15 protein-coding genes are annotated in these 16,957 nt (G+C 68.8%); 10 read left to right on the plus strand and 5 right to left on the minus strand.

Annotation, left to right across the window (positions count from 1 at the left end; translation table 11 throughout):
- Positions 1–110, minus strand: a 110-nt coding sequence (locus tag BLT25_RS15610; protein ID WP_305367623.1) for a superoxide dismutase [Ni], incomplete at its 3' end; no start/stop codon positions are given.
- A gap of 54 nt (positions 111–164) precedes the next feature.
- Here BLT25_RS15610 and BLT25_RS15615 point away from each other — a divergent pair.
- From BLT25_RS15615 to BLT25_RS15630, 4 genes are all read left to right on the plus strand, one after another.
- On the plus strand, positions 165–527 hold the full coding sequence (locus BLT25_RS15615) for a S24 family peptidase (protein WP_091047690.1): 363 nt from the start codon (positions 165–167) through the stop codon (positions 525–527).
- A gap of 177 nt (positions 528–704) precedes the next feature.
- Positions 705–1,898 carry an NAD(P)-dependent malic enzyme gene (locus BLT25_RS15620; protein ID WP_091047693.1) on the plus strand — a complete coding sequence of 398 codons (1,194 nt, stop codon included), beginning with the start codon at positions 705–707 and terminating at the stop codon, positions 1,896–1,898.
- A 121-nt stretch (positions 1,899–2,019) separates the two neighbouring features.
- The gene (locus BLT25_RS15625) at positions 2,020–2,988 is read left to right on the plus strand and encodes a zinc-binding dehydrogenase (protein ID WP_091047696.1); all 969 of its coding nucleotides are present in this window, start codon (positions 2,020–2,022) and stop codon (positions 2,986–2,988) included.
- 184 nt (positions 2,989–3,172) lie between these two features.
- Entirely contained in the window at positions 3,173–4,702 is a 1,530-nt protein-coding gene (locus BLT25_RS15630) for an MDR family MFS transporter (RefSeq protein ID WP_091047697.1), read from the plus strand.
- Between the two features lie 4 nt (positions 4,703–4,706).
- On the opposite strand, the gene BLT25_RS15635 is transcribed toward BLT25_RS15630, so the two are convergent.
- Complete coding sequence (locus BLT25_RS15635) at positions 4,707–5,366, minus strand: TetR family transcriptional regulator (RefSeq protein WP_091047700.1); 660 nt, start codon at positions 5,364–5,366, stop codon at positions 4,707–4,709.
- Between the two features lie 146 nt (positions 5,367–5,512).
- On the opposite strand from BLT25_RS15635, the gene BLT25_RS15640 reads away from it, so the two are divergent.
- Genes BLT25_RS15640 through BLT25_RS15650 form a run of 3 tightly spaced genes read left to right on the plus strand, consistent with a single transcriptional unit; the run spans position 5,513 to position 7,985 of the window.
- Positions 5,513–6,607: a flavin reductase family protein gene (locus tag BLT25_RS15640; RefSeq protein ID WP_091047702.1), complete on the plus strand. Its 1,095-nt coding sequence runs from the start codon at positions 5,513–5,515 to the stop codon at positions 6,605–6,607.
- Between the two features lie 23 nt (positions 6,608–6,630).
- Positions 6,631–7,755, plus strand: coding sequence for a fatty acid desaturase family protein (locus BLT25_RS15645; protein ID WP_091047704.1), 1,125 nt, complete (start codon positions 6,631–6,633; stop codon positions 7,753–7,755).
- Positions 7,752–7,985 (plus strand): hypothetical protein, encoded by a 234-nt coding sequence (locus tag BLT25_RS15650; protein WP_256328621.1) that lies wholly within the window; start codon positions 7,752–7,754, stop codon positions 7,983–7,985. Before BLT25_RS15645 ends, BLT25_RS15650 begins: the two co-directional genes overlap by 4 nt.
- Before the next feature lie 87 nt (positions 7,986–8,072).
- On the opposite strand, the gene BLT25_RS29935 is transcribed toward BLT25_RS15650, so the two are convergent.
- Both BLT25_RS29935 and BLT25_RS15660 read right to left on the minus strand, forming a co-directional pair.
- Positions 8,073–8,249, minus strand: coding sequence for a DUF6104 family protein (locus tag BLT25_RS29935; RefSeq protein WP_008362094.1), 177 nt, complete (start codon positions 8,247–8,249; stop codon positions 8,073–8,075).
- A gap of 12 nt (positions 8,250–8,261) precedes the next feature.
- Positions 8,262–8,948 (minus strand): TetR/AcrR family transcriptional regulator, encoded by a 687-nt coding sequence (locus BLT25_RS15660; protein ID WP_218131371.1) that lies wholly within the window; start codon positions 8,946–8,948, stop codon positions 8,262–8,264.
- Positions 8,949–9,034: 86 nt separating this feature from the next.
- Between BLT25_RS15660 and BLT25_RS15665 the strand changes: the two genes are divergently transcribed.
- On the plus strand, positions 9,035–11,203 hold the full coding sequence (locus tag BLT25_RS15665) for an MMPL family transporter (protein WP_091047712.1): 2,169 nt from the start codon (positions 9,035–9,037) through the stop codon (positions 11,201–11,203).
- A 166-nt stretch (positions 11,204–11,369) separates the two neighbouring features.
- On the opposite strand, the gene BLT25_RS15670 is transcribed toward BLT25_RS15665, so the two are convergent.
- A complete protein-coding gene (locus BLT25_RS15670) occupies positions 11,370–15,113 on the minus strand; it encodes a multifunctional oxoglutarate decarboxylase/oxoglutarate dehydrogenase thiamine pyrophosphate-binding subunit/dihydrolipoyllysine-residue succinyltransferase subunit (RefSeq protein WP_091047714.1) in 3,744 nt (1,247 codons plus the stop codon).
- A 220-nt stretch (positions 15,114–15,333) separates the two neighbouring features.
- Between BLT25_RS15670 and BLT25_RS15680 the strand changes: the two genes are divergently transcribed.
- Both BLT25_RS15680 and BLT25_RS15685 read left to right on the plus strand, forming a co-directional pair.
- Positions 15,334–16,011 (plus strand): hypothetical protein, encoded by a 678-nt coding sequence (locus BLT25_RS15680; RefSeq protein WP_143033771.1) that lies wholly within the window; start codon positions 15,334–15,336, stop codon positions 16,009–16,011.
- Complete coding sequence (locus BLT25_RS15685; protein WP_091047722.1) at positions 16,008–16,955, plus strand: LCP family protein; 948 nt, start codon at positions 16,008–16,010, stop codon at positions 16,953–16,955. The genes BLT25_RS15680 and BLT25_RS15685 overlap by 4 nt, the downstream gene beginning before the upstream one ends.
- Positions 16,956–16,957 lie beyond the last annotated feature (2 nt).

The following is a 16,957-nucleotide window of genomic DNA, read 5'->3' on the forward strand; positions in this document are numbered from 1 at the left end:
GCCTTGACGGACTCGGCCTCGATGCGGGCCTGGGCGGGGTCGTAGACGCCGCAGGGCAGGTCGCAGTGGGCCGAGACCTCGATGGTGGGAGCGAAAAGTCGCGCGAACATGCGGGTCCTCTCAAAGAGTGTTCATGTGTCCTACGGATTGCGACACTACTCCGCATGGAAGACATCGCGGCCAGGGCACCCCGACACAGCTGGGGGATGGCGAAGGTCGTAGGGGTCTCGATGGAGCCGACGCTGCGAGCGGGGGACCGGTTGTGGGTCTCCTACGGACGTACGCCGGTGCCCGGGTGCGTGGTCGTCGGACGGCTCGCCGACGGGGCGGTCGTGGTGAAGCGCGCGGTCGAGCGGCGTACGACCGTCTCCGGGCGCTCCGGGTGGTGGCTGCTCTCGGACAACCCGGCTGCTCCGGGGGTGATCGACTCCCGTCACCGGGGGCCGGTCGCGGACGCCGACGTGATCGGCGTCGTCGTGGCCCGACTGTGGCCGCGCCCACGCATCCTGGGGCAAGTCTCTGGATGAGGGCTCCAGATGAGGCCTTGGTCACCTTGTAGGAAACATCAACCGTTTCCTCCGGTAGCCTGTGGGAAACTGCCATCCGGGCATCACATCCCTGTAGATGGCGCCTTGCGCGGCTCCACCCCTCGGCTCGCGTTCGACCGCCCGACGTCCGAGTCCGTAGTTTCTGGAGGCCCCCCAATGACCGAGTCCACCCTGTCCACCGAGTCCACCGCCTATGACGGCGACCCGGTGTTCGAGCTTCACCGCGGCGGCAAGATGGCGATCGCCGCGACCGCATCGGTCTCCGACAGGGCATCGCTGTCGATGGCCTACACCCCCGGCGTCGCCCGGGTCTGCACCGCGATCGCCGAGAACCCGGAGCTGTCCCAGACCTACACCTGGGTGCCGAACACCGTCGCGGTCGTCACCGACGGCACCGCCGTGCTCGGTCTCGGTGACATCGGCCCGTCCGCCGCGATGCCGGTGATGGAGGGCAAGGCGGTGCTGTTCAAGGAGTTCGGCGGCGTCGACTCCATCCCGATCTGCCTGGACACCACCGACGTCGACGAGATCGTCGAGACCGTCATCCGGATGGCGCCCTCGTTCGGGGGGATCAACCTGGAGGACATCTCCGCGCCGCGCTGCTTCGAGATCGAGGACCGCCTCAAGGAGGCGCTCGACATCCCGGTCTTCCACGACGACCAGCACGGCACCGCCGTGGTCACGCTGGCTGCGCTGATGAACGCGCTGAAGCTGACCGGCCGCAACCCGGAGTCGACCCGCGTGGTCATCTCGGGTGCCGGCGCCGCCGGCGTCGCGGTCGCCAAGATCCTGCTCGAGTTCGGCATCAAGGACCTCGTCCTGCTCGACCGCAAGGGCGTCATCTCCTCGACCCGCTCGGACCTGACCGAGTCGAAGAAGGCGATCGCCGAGGTGACCGCGGACGTCACCGGCCGCTCGGGCTCGCTGGCCGACGCGCTGGCCGGCGCCGATGTCTACGTCGGCGTCTCCGGCGGCACCGTCCCCGAGGAGCTCGTCGCGACCATGGCGCCGCAGGGGATCGTCTTCGCGATGGCCAACCCGAACCCCGAGATCCACCCCGACGTGGCGCACAAGTACGCCAGCATCGTCGCCACCGGGCGCTCGGACTTCCCCAACCAGATCAACAACGTCCTCGCCTTCCCCGGCATCTTCCGGGGTGCGATCGACGTGCGCGCCTCCTCGATCACCGAGGGCATGAAGCTCGCCGCCGCGCAGGCGCTGGCCGCTCTGGTCGGTGACGAGCTGTCCGCGGACAAGATCATCCCCGAGCCGTTCGACCCGCGCGTCGGCCCCGCCGTCTCCGCTGCGGTCGCCGAGGCCGCTCGGATCGACGGGGTCGCTCGCGCCTGAGCGTTCCTTCGGCAGGGTATGCAGGCGAAGGCACACATCCCCGGCGGAGCTCCGCCGGGGATGTGTCCCGCGATCTGCACACCTTGATCGAGGACCCGCCCCGGTCGGTAGGGTCAAGCGCATGTTCGCTGCGTACGCCGAGAAGTTCTCATCCGACGATCCGATCTCCGGCCTCGTGCTGGGGGAGCGGCCCGATCCTGTCGCTCCGGACGGGTGGACGACGGTCACCGTCAAGGCGGCCTCGCTCAACCACCACGACCTGTGGTCGCTGCAGGGGGTCGGCCTCAAGGCCGAGGCGCTGCCGATGATCCTGGGCTGCGACGCGGCCGGGCTCGACGAGGACGGCAACGAGGTCGTGGTGCACTCGGTGGTCTCCTCGCCCGACTGGTCCGGCGACGAGACCCTCGACCCGAAGCGGTCGCTGCTCTCCGAGCGTCACCAGGGCACCTTCGCCGAGAAGGTCGTCGTGCCGCGACGTAACGTCGTGCCGAAGCCCGCCGGGATGTCGTTCGAGGAGGCCGCCTGCCTGCCGACGGCATGGCTGACCGCCTACCGGATGCTGTTCACCCAGGGCGGGCTCAAGGCCGGCGACTCGGTGCTGGTCCAGGGCGCCGGCGGTGGCGTCGCGACCGCGGCGATCACGCTCGCCCGGGCGGCCGGCCTGAAGGTCTACGCGACCTCGCGTGACGAGGCCAAGCAGAAGCGTGCCCTCGAGCTCGGTGCCCACGAGGCCCTGCCGTCGGGGGAGCGGCTGCCGGTCAAGGTCGACGCGGTGATCGAGACCGTCGGGCGCGCGACCTGGAAGCACTCGGTGCGCTCGCTGCGTCCGGGTGGAGCGATCATCATCAGCGGCACCACGTCGGGGGCGAACCTCGACGACGCGCTGCTGACCAACATCTTCTTCCTGCAGCTGAAGGTGATCGGCTCGACGATGGGCACCCGCAGCGAGCTGGCGAGCCTGGTCTCGCTGCTCGAGGCCACCGGCGCCCGCCCGCTGATCGACCGCACCATGCCGCTGACCGAGGCCAAGGCCGGCTTCGGGGCGATGCACGCCGGTGACCTCTTCGGGAAGGTTGTCTTCACGCTGTGACGCCGGCGGTGTGACGTACGGAATATCGTTCGACTCGCCCCGGTTCAGCAAGGGACCATTGAGTGTCACTGCCGGGGGGCTTGAAAGTTTCTCGTGGCGTGATGTCGAAATCGGCCCCGCCCGTTCGATCTATGTATGAGAGCGGGCGGCAACGGGCCCCTGCGTACGACCCGAGGAACTCGTCATGACTGCTGCCGTCACACCATCACACCGTCCGATCGACGGTGAGAAGCGGCGTACGCCTGCCGTCATCACCCTGCTCGTGCTGGCCACCTTCGTGGTGATCCTCAACGAGACGATCATGCTCAACGCGATCCCGAACCTGATGAACAGCTTCGGGGTCACCGAGCATGCCGCTCAGTGGGTCTCGACCGCGTTCATGCTCACCATGGCGTCGGTGATCCCGGTGACCGGCTGGTTCCTGCAGCGGGTGACGACCAGGACGGCGTACGCGACGGCCATGGCCGTCTTCATCGCCGGCACCCTGATCTCGGCGATCGCGCCGGTCTTCGGGATCCTGCTCGCCGGCCGGGTCATCCAGGCCGCGGGCACCGCGGTGATGATGCCGCTGCTGATGACCACGCTGATGACGGTGGTCGACGAGAGCGACCGGGGCCGGGTGATGGGCAACGTCACCATGGCGATCTCGGTCGCGCCGGCGCTCGGGCCGACCCTGTCCGGCCTGATCTTGGGCTTCGGCTCGTGGCGGCTGCTCTTCCTGCTGGTCCTGCCGATCGCCGTCGGCGTCGCCTGGTCCGGGCTGCGCCGGCTGGAGAACGTCAACGAGCCCGCGGAGTCCAGCGTGGACTGGGCCTCCGTGGTCATCGCGGCGCTCGGGTTCGGTTCGCTCGTCTACGGGCTGAGCCGCTTCGCCGAGGGTGAGGTCGGTCTTCCGCTGGCCATCGCGGCCTTCGGGGCTCTGCTGATCCTCGGGTTCGTGCTCCGTCAGCTCCGACTGCAGCGGGTCGGATCGCCGCTGCTGGATCTGCGCGCCTTCCTGCACCCCACCTTCACCAAGTCGCTGGTCCTGATGGCGGTCGCGTTCCTGGCGATGATGGGCTCGATGATCCTGCTGCCGCTCTACCTGCAGACCGTGCGCGGGCTCTCTCCCCTCTACACCGGTCTCCTGGTGATGCCCGGCGGTCTCGCCATGGGTCTCCTCGGGCCGACCGTGGGGCGGATCTTCGACAACTACGGCGGCCGGGTGCTCGTGATCCCGGGCTCAGTCGGCATCGTGGTCGCTCTCGCCGGGCTCTCGCAGATCTCGCTGACCACGCCCTACCTGCTCGTGCTGGTGCTGCACCTGGTCCTGATGGTCAGCCTGGCAGCTGCCTTCACCCCGGTCTTCACGTTGGGTCTCGGGTCGCTTCCCTCGCACCTCTACTCCCACGGCTCCTCGATCCTGGGCACGCTGCAGCAGGTCGCGGCCGCGTTCGGCACCGCCCTGGCGGTCACCGTGATGTCCGTACGCAGCGACCAGGTCATCGACGAGGTCGGTGCCGTCGCGGCCCAGGTGAGCGGTCTGCAGGCCGCGTTCCTGGTCAGCGCCGGGCTGGCTCTGATCGTGGTCGTGATGGCCGTGCTGCTGCCGGCTCGGGCCGAGGGACACGAGGAGACCGCTGCGGAGCCCGTCGAGGAGCCCGAGGCGGATCTCGACGCCGAGCTGGCCGAGCTGTGCGAGCACGGGCGCGAGCCCGCGGTGTGCGGCTGCTAGTCGGCTACGACTCCGAGCGCCACTGGTAGACACCGATCAGCAGCATCCTCAGCTGCGTGCGTACGGTGGCGACGATCTGCTCCTCCTGCTCGGGGCGGGTGGTGGAGAGGATCTGCTCCGCGGTCGCGACCAGGACGGTCACGAACAGCGACGAGAGCACGTGCAGGTCCTTGGCCGTCCAGGTGTCGGTGCCGGTCATCAGCGCGAGGTCGGTGGCGAGCTCGCGCTCGCAGAGCTCGATCTCTCGCCTGATGGCCTCGCGCACCGAACGTGGGCCGGCCACCCGCTCGCGGGCGATGAAGCCGAAGTGGTCGCGGCGCCGGTGGACGTGGTCGACGAGGGCATCGATCGAACCGTCGACAATGCGATGTCCTGAGCTTGTCGAAGGGTCCTGGTCGGCCCGCGCGTTGCGGCGTACGTCGCGGAAGAGGTCGCGCAGCGAGTCGAAGGACTCCTCGACCAGCGCCAGCCCGAGCGACTCGATGGAGTCGAAGTGGCGGTAGAACGCGGTCGGGACGATGCCGACCTGCTTGGCGACCTGGCGCAGCGACAGCGCCGTCAGCGAGCTGTCCGTGCATAGCTCCAGCGTCGCGTCCAGGATCGCTCGCCGGGTCCGGAGCTTGCGCTCCGCACGGCTCTCCGGCTCCGCACCCGTCTCGATCACCAGACCATCCTAGGCGCAGCGGTCGGTGGACCGTCAGGTGCACACCTGTACACCGTGATCTGGACCACGTCCGTGGCGTCTTGACGCGTGCAGTGATGACCCGCCATGGTTGTCGGTGTACAGATGTTCACTGAAAGGCGAAACACATGGCACTCGACCTCGGCGGCCGGATCCTCCGCTCCCGCACGGTTGCGGCGCTCGCCTCACCGCACGGCATCGACCGCTACCTGACCCAGATCGACCCGATGCTGGCCGCGCACGAGGTGCGCGCCCGCATCACCGACATCCACCCGGAGGTGAGCGCGCCTGGCGCGCCCCGGGTGGCGACCGTGACGCTCCAGCCCACCTCGACCTGGCGCGGCCACCGCGCCGGCCAGCACGTCAGTGTCGGCATCGACACGGGGGAGGGGCGGCGTACCACCCGCGTCTTCACCGTCTCCAACACCGAGGGCAAGCCGGGTGAGCCGCTCACGATCACGGTGCGCGCCCACGACGACGAGCACGCGACTCCCCACAGCATCTCCAAGTTCCTCACCGAGCGGGCCACCGTCGGCACCCTGGTCCACCTGTCCCAGGCCGAGGGCGACTTCGTCCTCCCCGACCGCGTGCCCGAGCACATCGTGCTGATCTCGGGTGGGTCCGGCATCACCCCGGTGATGTCGATGCTGCGCTCCCTGCAGCGGCGTACGCACCGGGGCATGGTCACCTTCCTGCACTGGGCGCCCAGCGCCGACCGTCAGATCTTCGCCGACGAGCTCGAGGAGATCCGTCGCCAGGGCCACGGCGTCGACCTGCACATCCTCCACACCGCCGACGGGGCGCCCTACCTCTCACCGGCGCTGCTCTCGAAGCTGGTCCCGGGATATCGGGACCTGCCGACCTGGGCCTGCGGGCCGGCGTCGCTCATCGAGGCGGCTCAGGCTGCCTACGTTGGCACCGAGTCGCTCCGCGTGGAGTACTTCAAGCCGCCCAAGAACGCCGGCGTGGCCGGCGGCGAGATGGAGTTCGCGCGCACCGGCAAGACCGTCGCCAACGACGGCGCCACAATCCTCGACCAGGCCGAGGCCGCGGGGCTGACCCCCGAGTCCGGCTGCCGGATGGGGATCTGCTTCTCCTGCACGACCAACAAGAGCTCCGGACGGGTCCGCAACGTCCTCACCGGCGAGACCTCCGAGCTCCCCGACGAACAGATCCGGATCTGCGTGAGCACGCCCGAGGGCGACTGCTCCGTGGACCTCTGACCCTTCCTCATTAGGAGACCCCCATGACCACCGTTGAGAACACCGGCAACCGCCGCCTCTCCGCCGAGGAGCTCGAAGCCTTCGGTGCCGAGATGGACGCCATCCGGCAGCGCATCGTCGCGGACCTGGGCGAGAAGGACTCGGCGTACATCTACGACATCGTCAAGAAGCAGCGCGCCTTCGAGCTCGCCGGCCGCGCGCTCTTCTATCTGCCCGTGATCGGCTGGGTTCCGGCCGTCGCCTGTCTGTCGATCTCCAAGATCCTCGACAACATGGAGATCGGGCACAACGTCATGCACGGCCAGTACGACTGGATGGGCGACCCCGACCTCAACTCGCGCATGTTCGAGTGGGACAACGTCTGCCCCTCCGACCAGTGGAAGTACTCCCACAACTACATCCACCACACCTTCACCAACGTCCTCGGCAAGGACCGCGACATCGGCTACGGCATCCTGCGGATGGACGAGGATCAGAAGTGGCACCCCTACTTCCTGGGCAACCCGATCTACGCGTTCCTGCTGATGATCTTCTTCGAGTGGGGCGTCGCGATGCACGACCTCGAGGTCGAGAACATCGTCGCCGGCAAGCGGAAGATGTCGGACAACGCCGAGCTGCACCGCGGCCTGATGAAGAAGGTCAAGCGCCAGGCGCTCAAGGACTATCTCCTCTTCCCGCTGCTCACCGGACCGCTGGCGCCGCTGACGTTCCTCGGCAACGGCGTGGCCAACCTGGTACGCAACATCTGGGCCTTCAACATCATCTTCTGCGGCCACTTCCCGGCCGGCGTCGCCTCCTTCTCCCAGGAGGAGTGCGAGGACGAGACCCAGGGCCACTGGTACTACCGCCAGCTCCTCGGCTCCGCCAACATCACCGGCGGGCGCATCTTCCACATCATGTCCGGGAACCTGTCCCACCAGATCGAGCACCATCTCTTCCCCGACCTCCCCGCCCGCCGTTACCCGGAGATCGCCGAGGAGGTCCGCGAGATCTGCGAGCGTTACGACCTGGCCTACAACACCGGCCCGCTGCACCAGCAGCTGTGGGGCGTCTTCAAGAAGATCTGCAAGTACGCCCTCCCCGACCGCAAGCGCCCCGTCGCCGACCGCGTCCAGGCCGCACCTGCTCTCGAAGAGGTCGCGGCATGACGCCTGACCAGCCACAATGGGTCGTCATGGAGCCCGAGCTGAGCAAGAACGAGATCCGCAAGGATGTCGCCCAGAGCGCCGTCGAGGTCACCGCGACCACCGTCGGTCAGGTAGCGGTCATCATCACCGGCGCCGTACGTGACGTGGCCGGTGCCATCGGCGGCATGGCCACCGAGCTCTTCGAGCTCCGCGCCGCGGCGAAGCGAGCCGAGAAAGACCTCGGCGAGTAGTCGCCCGCGTCGGCCGAGAAGTCACTGACGCCGGTCGAGTTGGCACGTACGTGCCAACTCGACCGGCGTCAGTGACTTCTCGGCTTGTCAGTCCTCGGGGTCGTCGAGGCGGGCCAGCCAGGTGGCGAGGCGCTCGATCGCCGTCTCGTGCTCGGGGTGGACGTCGACGAAGGCCTGGAGCTGCTCGGCCAGCCAGGCGAGGGTGACCTCCTCGTCGCCCCGACGGGTGACGAGCTCCTCGATGCCGCGGTCGGTGAAGTACATGGCCTCAGTCTTTCATTCTGCGTTCAGTGGGGCGTCGGAGGCCGGGCCTCCGGAGAGGCCGCGGACGACCATGCCGAGGGTGACGTTGATGAGCCGGTCGCGCTCGGGCACAGGGACGTGGCGGTAGGGGCCGTCGACGAAGAGGACCGACAGGCCGTGGACGGTGGACCAGGCGGCCGTCTCGGCATCGGGACGGAGCTCGGGCGCAAGCCAGCCGGCGTCGACCAGGTCGTCGAGAGCGGTCGTGAGGAAGGCGTACGGCGGGGCTTCCGCCAGGATCTGGGAGAGCTCCTCGGTCGGATGCCCGTCGTCCGTGGCGGGCCGGCAGAACGCGGTGCGGAACAGTCCGGGCTGGGCGAGGGCGAAGTGGACGTACCCCCGGCCGGCAGCCGCGAGACGCTGCACCGCGGCCTCGGCCGGGTGGGGTGCGGGGGTCTCGGCGGCCAGGAGCTCGAGGATCGTCGCGGTGAGACGGTCCATCGCCTCGTGCTTGGCGGCGTGGAGCAGGTCGGACTGGTTGGCGAAGTGGCGGTAGGTCGCGGTCGGGGTCACGCCGACGGCGCGGGCCGTGGCTCGGATGGTCACCGCGTCCGGGCCGCCCTCCTCGGCAAGCGTCGCGGCCGCATCGACCAGCGCGTTCCGGAGGTCGCCGTGGTGGTAGGGCCGGGCGCCCTCGTCCGAGCTCTCAGAGGATTTCACGGAATTCATGTTGACACCTGCCCACATCAAAGGGAAAGTTAACACCTGCAAAGTTTACGCCTGCCCACATTCATTCTGGAGGAATCGTGTTCCACCGACTCGGCACCCTCGTGGTGCGAAATCCGCGCCGGGTCCTGGTGATCGGCCTGGTCGCCCTCCTCGGCGCGATCTACCTGGCCACCTCGGCCTTCGGCAAGCTCGACGACGCCGGCTTCGACGACCCCGCCTCGGAGAGCAGCCGCGCGGCCACCGCGCTGGAGGAGGGCTTCGGCAACGGGGCCGGCTTCCTCCTGACCGTCAGTGCAGCGGACGGCGCGGTGACCGAAGGCACCGCTGCGAAAGACGCTCAGGTGCTCGTCGACCGCCTCCGAGCCGATGACGACCTGACCGACGTCGTCTCCTACCTCGATGCCCCCGGCCCCGGTATGACCTCGGAGGATGGCGCCCACGGACTGATCTCCGTCGGCGCCAAGAACCCCGACACGGTCGACGCCGCCGCGGTGATCGACCGCTACACCGACGAGACCGCGAACGACGGGGCCACGGTCCACGTCGGCGGCCAGCTCGCGACCTTCGAGGAGGTCGGCAGCCAGATCGGCGCCGACCTCGCCCTCGCCGAGGCGATCGCGATCCCGCTGATGATCGCGCTGCTGGTCCTCGCCTTCGGCAACGTCGTCGCCGCCATCGTCACGATCGGCGTCGGCGGGTTCGCCATCGCCGGCACCTTCGCCGAGCTCTCGGTGCTCGGCAACTTCACCGACGTCTCCATCTACGCCCTCAACCTGACGACCGGCCTCGGGCTCGGACTCGCGGTGGACTACGGCCTGCTGATGGTGGCGAGGGTCCGCGAGGAGCGAGCCGCCGGAGCGGAGCACGCCGACGCCGTCGTGCGCGCCGTGGAGACCGCCGGCCGCACGATCGTCTTCAGCGCCACCACGGTCGCCGTCTCGCTGGCCTCGCTGCTCGTCTTCCCGCTCTACTTCCTGCGTTCCTCGGCGTACGCCGGCATCGGGGTCATGGTGATCACGGCGGTGGTCGCGGTCGTGCTGCTCCCTGCCACGATCACCCTCCTGGGCGACCGGATCGATGCCCTCCGCGTCCCCGGCGTACGCGGTCTCCGTGGCGGCGCCGCCCCGTTCTGGACGCGGCTGGCCGGCTTCGTCACCAGACGGCCGTGGGTGGCGCTCCCGGTCGTGGCAGTCCTGCTCGCGATGGCCGCGCCGCTGGCCGCCATCGAGTTCGGCACCCCCGACGATCGGGTCCTCCCGGCATCGGCGGGGAGCCGTCAGGCCGGCGATCTGCTTCGCGAGGAGTTCGACGGCGACGGCACCAGCCCCATCCGCGTCGTGACCACCTCGAGCGTCGATGAGGAGAGCCTGGCGACGTACGCCGCCGATCTCTCCCGGGTCGACGACGTCGACCGTGTCGACACCCGCGTCGGGACGTACGTCGACGGTGCCCTCGCCTCGACGACACCCGCTCTCCCGCCCGGCGACGGCGCCGACGAGCTCGCCGTCGTCAACCAGCTCGACCGCCAGTCCGAGGAGGCGCGTGACCTGGTCCGTGACGTACGCGCCGTCCCCACCCCGGCCGGGACCGAGGCGCTCGTCGGTGGCGGCGCCGCGGAGCTGCTGGACTCCCTCGACGCGATCGGCGCCAAGCTCCCGTACGCCGTCGGCGGGCTCGCGATCGCGATGGTGGTGATCCTGTTCCTGTTCACCGGCAGCCTGATCCAGTCGCTACGGGCGCTGGTGCTCAACCTCATCGGCCTCGGCGCGACGGTCGGGACGACCGTGCTGATCTTCCAGGAGGGATTCGGTGCCGATCTCCTCGGCTTCACCGCCATGCCGCTCAACGTCTCGATGGTCGTCCTGCTGCTGGTGATCGCGTTCGGGCTGTCGATGGACTACGAGGTCTTCGTGCTCGGCCGGATCACCGAGATGCGCCGCCGCGGCCTGAGCAACGTCGATGCGGTGGTGCAGGGCCTGGCCCACACCGGTCGGATCGTCACCACGGCCGCCGCCCTGATCGCGACCAGCTTCTTCGCGTTCATGGTCAGCGACATCAGCTTCATGAAGTTCTTCGGCCTCGGGGTCGGGCTGGCGATCCTCATCGACGCGGTCCTGATCCGCGGCATCCTCCTCCCCGCAGCCATGCGGATGCTCGGGGAAGCTGCCTGGTGGGCGCCGCGCCCGTTGCGACGCCTGCACCGCAAGGTCGGGCTCAGCGAAGAGCCGGTCCCGGTCCCGGTCTGAGCCAGGACGTACGAAGCCCCCTCGGCCTTGTGGCCAAGGGGGCTTCGCGTGTGCTGATGTGTGGGTTTCGACTCGCGGTCACGGCCTCGCAAGCTCGGCCGTGCGCTCGCTCAACCCGCCATGCCGACGCGCAGCGCTCCTGCGTCGCGCTCCGCTGGCCAGGCGATCAGGCGAACGCGCGGTCGATGAGCTCCTTCTGCTCGACCGTGTGCCGCTTGATGGTGCCGACGGCAGTGGTGGAGGAAGCCGGGCGGGTGATCGGCTCGACCTCGCGGCCCAGCTCGGGAACCACGTTGAGGTAGTAGCTCGGCCATGGGCCCTGGTTGAAGGGCTCGTCCTGGACCCACTTGACCTGCGCGTTGGGGTACTTCGCGAGCTCGGTGGCCAGCTCCTCGGTCGGCCACGGGTAGAGCTGCTCGACGCGGACGATCGCGACGTCGTCGCGGTCCCGCTTCTTACGCTCGACCGTGAGGTCCCAGGTGAGGCGGCCGGAGACCAGCAGGACGGTGCTGACCTTCGAGGCGTCCGCCTCGGTGTCGGCGATGACCGGCTGGAACGAGCCCGAGGTGAAATCGGCCGGCTGGGAGGCGGCCTCCTTGCGGCGCAGCATCGACTTCGGGGTGAACACGATCAGCGGCCGGTGCTCGGCGCCGAGGGTGTGGGTACGAAGCAGGTGGAAGTAGGAGGCCGGCGAGGACGGCTGAGCCACGACCATGGCCTCGTCGGCACACAGCGTGAGGAACCGCTCGATGCGTGCCGAGGAGTGGTCGGCACCCTGGCCCTCGTAGCCGTGCGGCAGCAGCAGCACGACACCGGAGTCCTGGCCCCACTTGGTCTTGCCCGCGGAGATGTACTCGTCGATCACCGACTGGGCGCCGTTGACGAAGTCACCGAACTGCGCCTCCCACAGGACCAGCGAGTCCGGCCGGGCGACCGAGTAGCCGTACTCGAAGCCGAGAGCGGCGTACTCGGAGAGCAGCGAGTCGTAGACGTAGAACTTCGCCTGGTCCTCGGTGAGGTTGTTCAGCGGCGTCCACTCGTCGGCGTTCTTGCGGTCGATCATGGTCGCGAAGCGCTGCACGAAGGTGCCGCGACGCGAGTCCTGACCAGCCAGACGAACCGGGCGCCCGTCCATCAGGAGCGACCCGAACGCGAGCGTCTCGCCCGTGCCCCAGTCGATGCCGCCGTCGGTGATCTGGGTCGCGCGGCGCTGCAGCTGCGGCATCACCTTCGGGTGGACCGTGAAGCCCTCCGGCGGGGTGACGTACGAGTCCGCGATCCGCTTCAGCACGTCGTTGGTGATCGCGGTGACGGTCTCGCCGGCAGGCTTCTCGGGGTAGTCCGGGACGGTCTCCCAGGCCTGCGGCATCTTGTCGGCCTCGCGTACCTCGGTGAAGACCTGCTCCAGGCGCGCCTGGTAGGCGGCCAGCACCTGCTCAGCCTCGTCGATCGTGATGTCACCACGACCGATCAGCGACTCGGTGTAGAGCTTGCGGACCGAGCGCTTCTGCTCGATCAGGTCGTACATCATCGGCTGGGTGAACGACGGGTCGTCGCCCTCGTTGTGACCGCGGCGGCGGTAGCAGATGAGGTCGATGACGACGTCCTTGTTGAACGCCTGGCGGTATTCGAAGGCGAGCCGCGCGACGCGTACGCAGGCCTCCGGGTCGTCGCCGTTCACGTGGAAGATCGGCGCCTGGACCATCCGTGCGACGTCGGTGGCGTAGAGCGAGGAGCGCGAGGAGCCCGGCGAGGTGGTGAAGCCGACCTGGTTGTTGATGACCAGGTGGACGGTGCCACCGGTGCGGTAGCCACGCAGCTGGGACAGGTTGAGCGTCTCCGCGACCACACCCTGGCCGGCGAAGGCGGCGTCACCGTGGACCAGCAGCGGCAGGACCGGGAAGACCGCGCCCTGGTCGAGCACGTCCTGCTTGGCGCGGGCGATGCCCTCCAGGACCGGGTCGACGGTCTCGAGGTGGGACGGGTTCGCGGCGACGGAGACCTTGATCGTGTCGCCCAGGTCGGAGAGGAACTCGCCCTCGGCACCGAGGTGGTACTTCACGTCGCCGGAGCCCTGGACCGTGCGCGGGTCGATGTTGCCCTCGAACTCGCGGAAGATCTGGTTGTAGGACTTGCCGACGATGTTGGCGAGCACGTTGAGGCGGCCGCGGTGGGCCATGCCGATGGTGACCTCGTCCAGACCGGCCTCGGCGGCGGCCTCGCAGACCTCGTCGATGACCGGGATCGCGGTCTCGCCGCCCTCGAGGGAGAACCGCTTCTGGCCGACGAACTTGGTCTGCAGGAAGGTCTCGAAGGCCTCGGCCTCGTTGAGCTTCGACAGGATCCTGAGCTGCTCCTGGCGCGGGGTCTTGTCGTAGGGCCGCTCGACACGGTCCTGGATCCACTGGCGCTGCTCGGGGTCCTGGATGTGCATGTACTCGATGCCGGTGGTGCGGACGTAGGAGTCACGCAGGACACCGAGGATCTCGCGCAGCTTCATGAACGGCTTGCGGCCGCCGGCGAAGGAGCCGACCGGGAACTCGCGGTCGAGGTCCCACAGGGTCAGCCCGTGCGACTCGATCTGCAGGTCGGGGTGCGAACGCTGCTTGTACTCCAGCGGGTCGGTGTCGGCCATCATGTGACCACGCACGCGGTGGGCGTGGATGATCTCGCCGACCTTGACCTGCTTGGAGATCTGGTCGTCGTGGGTGGTGTCGATGTCCTGGTTCCAGCGGATCGGCTCGTAGGGGATCCGCAGCGACGCGAAGATCTCGTCGTAGAAGTCGTTCTCACCGAGCAGGAGCCGGTGGACCGTGGCCAGGAACTCGCCCGACTGCGCGCCCTGGATGACCCGGTGGTCGTACGTCGAGGTCATCGTCATGATCCGCGAGACCGCGCTCTTGGCCAGGGTGGCGTTGGAGGCGCCCTGGAACTCGGGCGGGTAGTCCATCGAGCCGACGCCGATGATCGCGGCCTGGCCCTGCATCAGCCGCGGCACCGAGTTGTTGGTGCCGATGCCGCCGACGTTGGTCAGGCTGACCGTGGTGCCGGAGTAGTCGGCCATGGACAGCTTGTTGTCCTTGGCCTTGCGGACGATGTCCTCGTACGCCGTCCAGAAGCCGGCGAAGTCCATCAGCTCGCAGCCCTTGATGGACGGCGCGACGAGCTGGCGGGTGCCGTCCTTCTTCTGCTGGTCGATGGCCAGACCGAGGTTGATGTGCGGCGGAGTCACCTGGGTCGGCTTGCCGTCGACCTCGGCGTAGGTGTTGTTCATCGCCGGCATCGCCTTGATCGCCTTGATGATGGCGTAGCCGATGAGGTGGGTGAAGGAGACCTTGCCACCGCGAGCGCGCTTGAGGTGATTGTTGATGACCGTGCGGTTGTCCCACAGCAGCTTGACCGGCATGTTGCGCACGGAGGTCGCGGTCGGCACCGAGAGCGACACGTCCATGTTCTTGGCCGTGGCGGCGGGGATGCCGCGCAGCGTGGTGTAGGTCGGCTCGTCGGTGACGGCGACGGCGGTCGGCTTCGGGGCGTCCTTGGGGGTGGGCGTCGCGGTGCCCTTGGCCGGCTCGGCGGCCTGCGCGGCCGGGCGCGGCTTCGCCTTGGGGGCCGGAGCTGCCTTGGCGGCCGGCGCCTCGGCGGAGGCGGGGGTGGTCGGCGCGGGCGCGGTGGCCGGCGCGGGGGAGACCGGAGCCTTGGCTGCAGGGGCGGCGGCCGCCGCCGGTGCCGCCGCGCCGTTCGGCGACGCGCCAGGCTGTCCGTTGGTCTCGAAGAACTTCACCCACACGGGGTCAACACTGCTGGGATCCTTCGTGTACTGGTCGTACATCTCCTCGACCAGCCACTCGTTGGCGCCGAATTCCGCTGGGATGTCGGCAGTGTTGGGGGACGGGGTGCCTGAGGACACGGCTTGATTCGCCTCTTCCGAATTTTCGCACTGTAAGAAATGGGTTGCCCACGGGCAAGGCTATCCCCACGAACACGCAAATGCCCGATGCAGGTTCTCCCTGTGGACAGGATGTAATCCGTCCCACATCTTGCGTTACCGACCGGGTGTACACGCAACCCGGGTCGGTATGCGTACAGTGGCCCGGTCCCGGAGCAGGTCTATGAGGCGGATTCCCCACATGACGAGCAGCAGTACGAGGCACCGCTGGCCAACCAGCCTGCGGGTCGCAACGGCACTCACGGCGGCGGCCCTGAGCAGCACCTTGGCGCTCACCGGATGCGGCGGCGAGCCCGACAAGCCGGCCGCCTCGCCGTCCCCGTCACCGACCCCCGCAGCCACGGTGAAGTCGGCCACGAAGCTCGTCCACGTGCAGGGCAGGTTCCCCAAGAGCCGGCACCAGGCGGTCGCCACCAATGTGGCCAAGGTCATCGACCGGTGGCTGCAGGCTGCGTACGTCGGGGGCGACTACCCGCGCGAGACCTCGACCTTCACCGCGAAGTCCTTCCCCGGTTTCTCGAAGGGCACGATCGCCCGGGCCGGCAAGCAGATGACCCTGATGAGCAACGCCACCATCGCTCCTCACATCGACGGGGTCGAGGTGGTCGCCAGCGACGTCCACGTCGATCTGCTGGCCAACAACAACTACCCGGTCGGCGCGGTCGCGCGGGTGCGGCTGGTCTACGACACCACAGGTGAACGTGAGTCGCGCCAGACCGTCCGCGGCACCCTCGACATGGTGCCGACCAAGACCTCCTGGGCCGTCTTCGGCTTCAACATCACCCGCGAGGAGAAGCTGGCACCGGACCCGTCTTCGGCGCCGTCCGCCTCGCCGAGCCCTTCGGGAGCGAAGTCATGAGCCGGATGACGACGTTCGTACGCCGCCGCCTGCTGACCACGCTGGCGCTGGGCGTGGTGCTCGCGCTGACCGCGGTCCTCGTGCCCGACGCCGAGGTCGCCGAGCCGCGCGCGGAGCTGATCGCGACCAAGTGGGCCAAGGGTCTCGACGTCGCCAAGTTCACCCGCAAGGGCGGCACGATCTGGGTCCTCGCCGTCGGCTCGGACGCCCGTCCCGGCCAGAAGGTCACCCGCACCCGTGGCGACGCGCTGCACCTGATCGGCTTCAACCCGTCCTCCGGCTACGCGACCGACATCAGCATCCCGCGCGACTCCTACGTCAACATTCCCGGCCACGGGCGCGACAAGATCAACTCGGCGCTGCTCTACGGGGGCCCGAAGCTGATGGGCCGCGCCGTCGGCGACCTCGTCGGCGTGCAGCCGCAGTACGTCTTCGTCACCTCCTTCTCCGGCATGAGCGACATGGTGATCGGGATCGGCGGCGTCGACGTCGACAACCCGCGTGCCTTCAGCGATCCGTACGTCGCCCGCTACGGCTTCAAGAAGGGCCGGATCCACATCAGCGGCCCGCACTCGGTCGACTTCGCGCGAGCCCGCAAGACGCTGCCCGGCGGTGACTTCGACCGCTCGGCCAACCAGTCCCGGGTGATCCGCGGCATCCACCGCAAGATCGTCGCCCGGCAGTACGACATCGGCTTCAAGGCCAAGGGCGTCTCGCTGGTGATGAAGAAGATGCACACCACCGGCCTCTCCGGCCGCGACCTCTACCAGCTCGCCAACGCGGTCGCCGCGATCAACCCGGGCAAGGTCCGCACCTGCGTCGTTCCCGGTGGGATCGGCAACGCCGGCGCCGCCAGCGTCGTCTTCCCCAACGTCGGGGCGGCCCGAGCGATGGGCAAGGACGCACGCAACGACGGCCGTCTCAACCGCGGCTGCCGGGGCTGAGG

Origin of the sequence: Nocardioides sp. YR527, from assembly GCF_900101045.1 — a bacterium.
GTDB lineage: Bacteria > Actinomycetota > Actinomycetes > Propionibacteriales > Nocardioidaceae > Nocardioides.

Coding starts and splice junctions, on each gene's coding strand:
- BLT25_RS15640 (WP_091047702.1), top strand. CDS start 5,513: ATGGCACTCGACCTCGGCGGCCGGATCCTCCGCTCCCGCACGGTTGCG.
- BLT25_RS15625 (WP_091047696.1), top strand. CDS start 2,020: ATGTTCGCTGCGTACGCCGAGAAGTTCTCATCCGACGATCCGATCTCC.
- BLT25_RS15650 (WP_256328621.1), top strand. CDS start 7,752: ATGACGCCTGACCAGCCACAATGGGTCGTCATGGAGCCCGAGCTGAGC.
- BLT25_RS15645 (WP_091047704.1), top strand. CDS start 6,631: ATGACCACCGTTGAGAACACCGGCAACCGCCGCCTCTCCGCCGAGGAG.
- BLT25_RS15685 (WP_091047722.1), top strand. CDS start 16,008: ATGAGCCGGATGACGACGTTCGTACGCCGCCGCCTGCTGACCACGCTG.
- BLT25_RS15630 (WP_091047697.1), top strand. CDS start 3,173: ATGACTGCTGCCGTCACACCATCACACCGTCCGATCGACGGTGAGAAG.
- BLT25_RS15615 (WP_091047690.1), top strand. CDS start 165: ATGGAAGACATCGCGGCCAGGGCACCCCGACACAGCTGGGGGATGGCG.
- BLT25_RS15620 (WP_091047693.1), top strand. CDS start 705: ATGACCGAGTCCACCCTGTCCACCGAGTCCACCGCCTATGACGGCGAC.
- BLT25_RS29935 (WP_008362094.1), bottom strand. CDS start 8,249: ATGTACTTCACCGACCGCGGCATCGAGGAGCTCGTCACCCGTCGGGGC.
- BLT25_RS15680 (WP_143033771.1), top strand. CDS start 15,334: ATGACGAGCAGCAGTACGAGGCACCGCTGGCCAACCAGCCTGCGGGTC.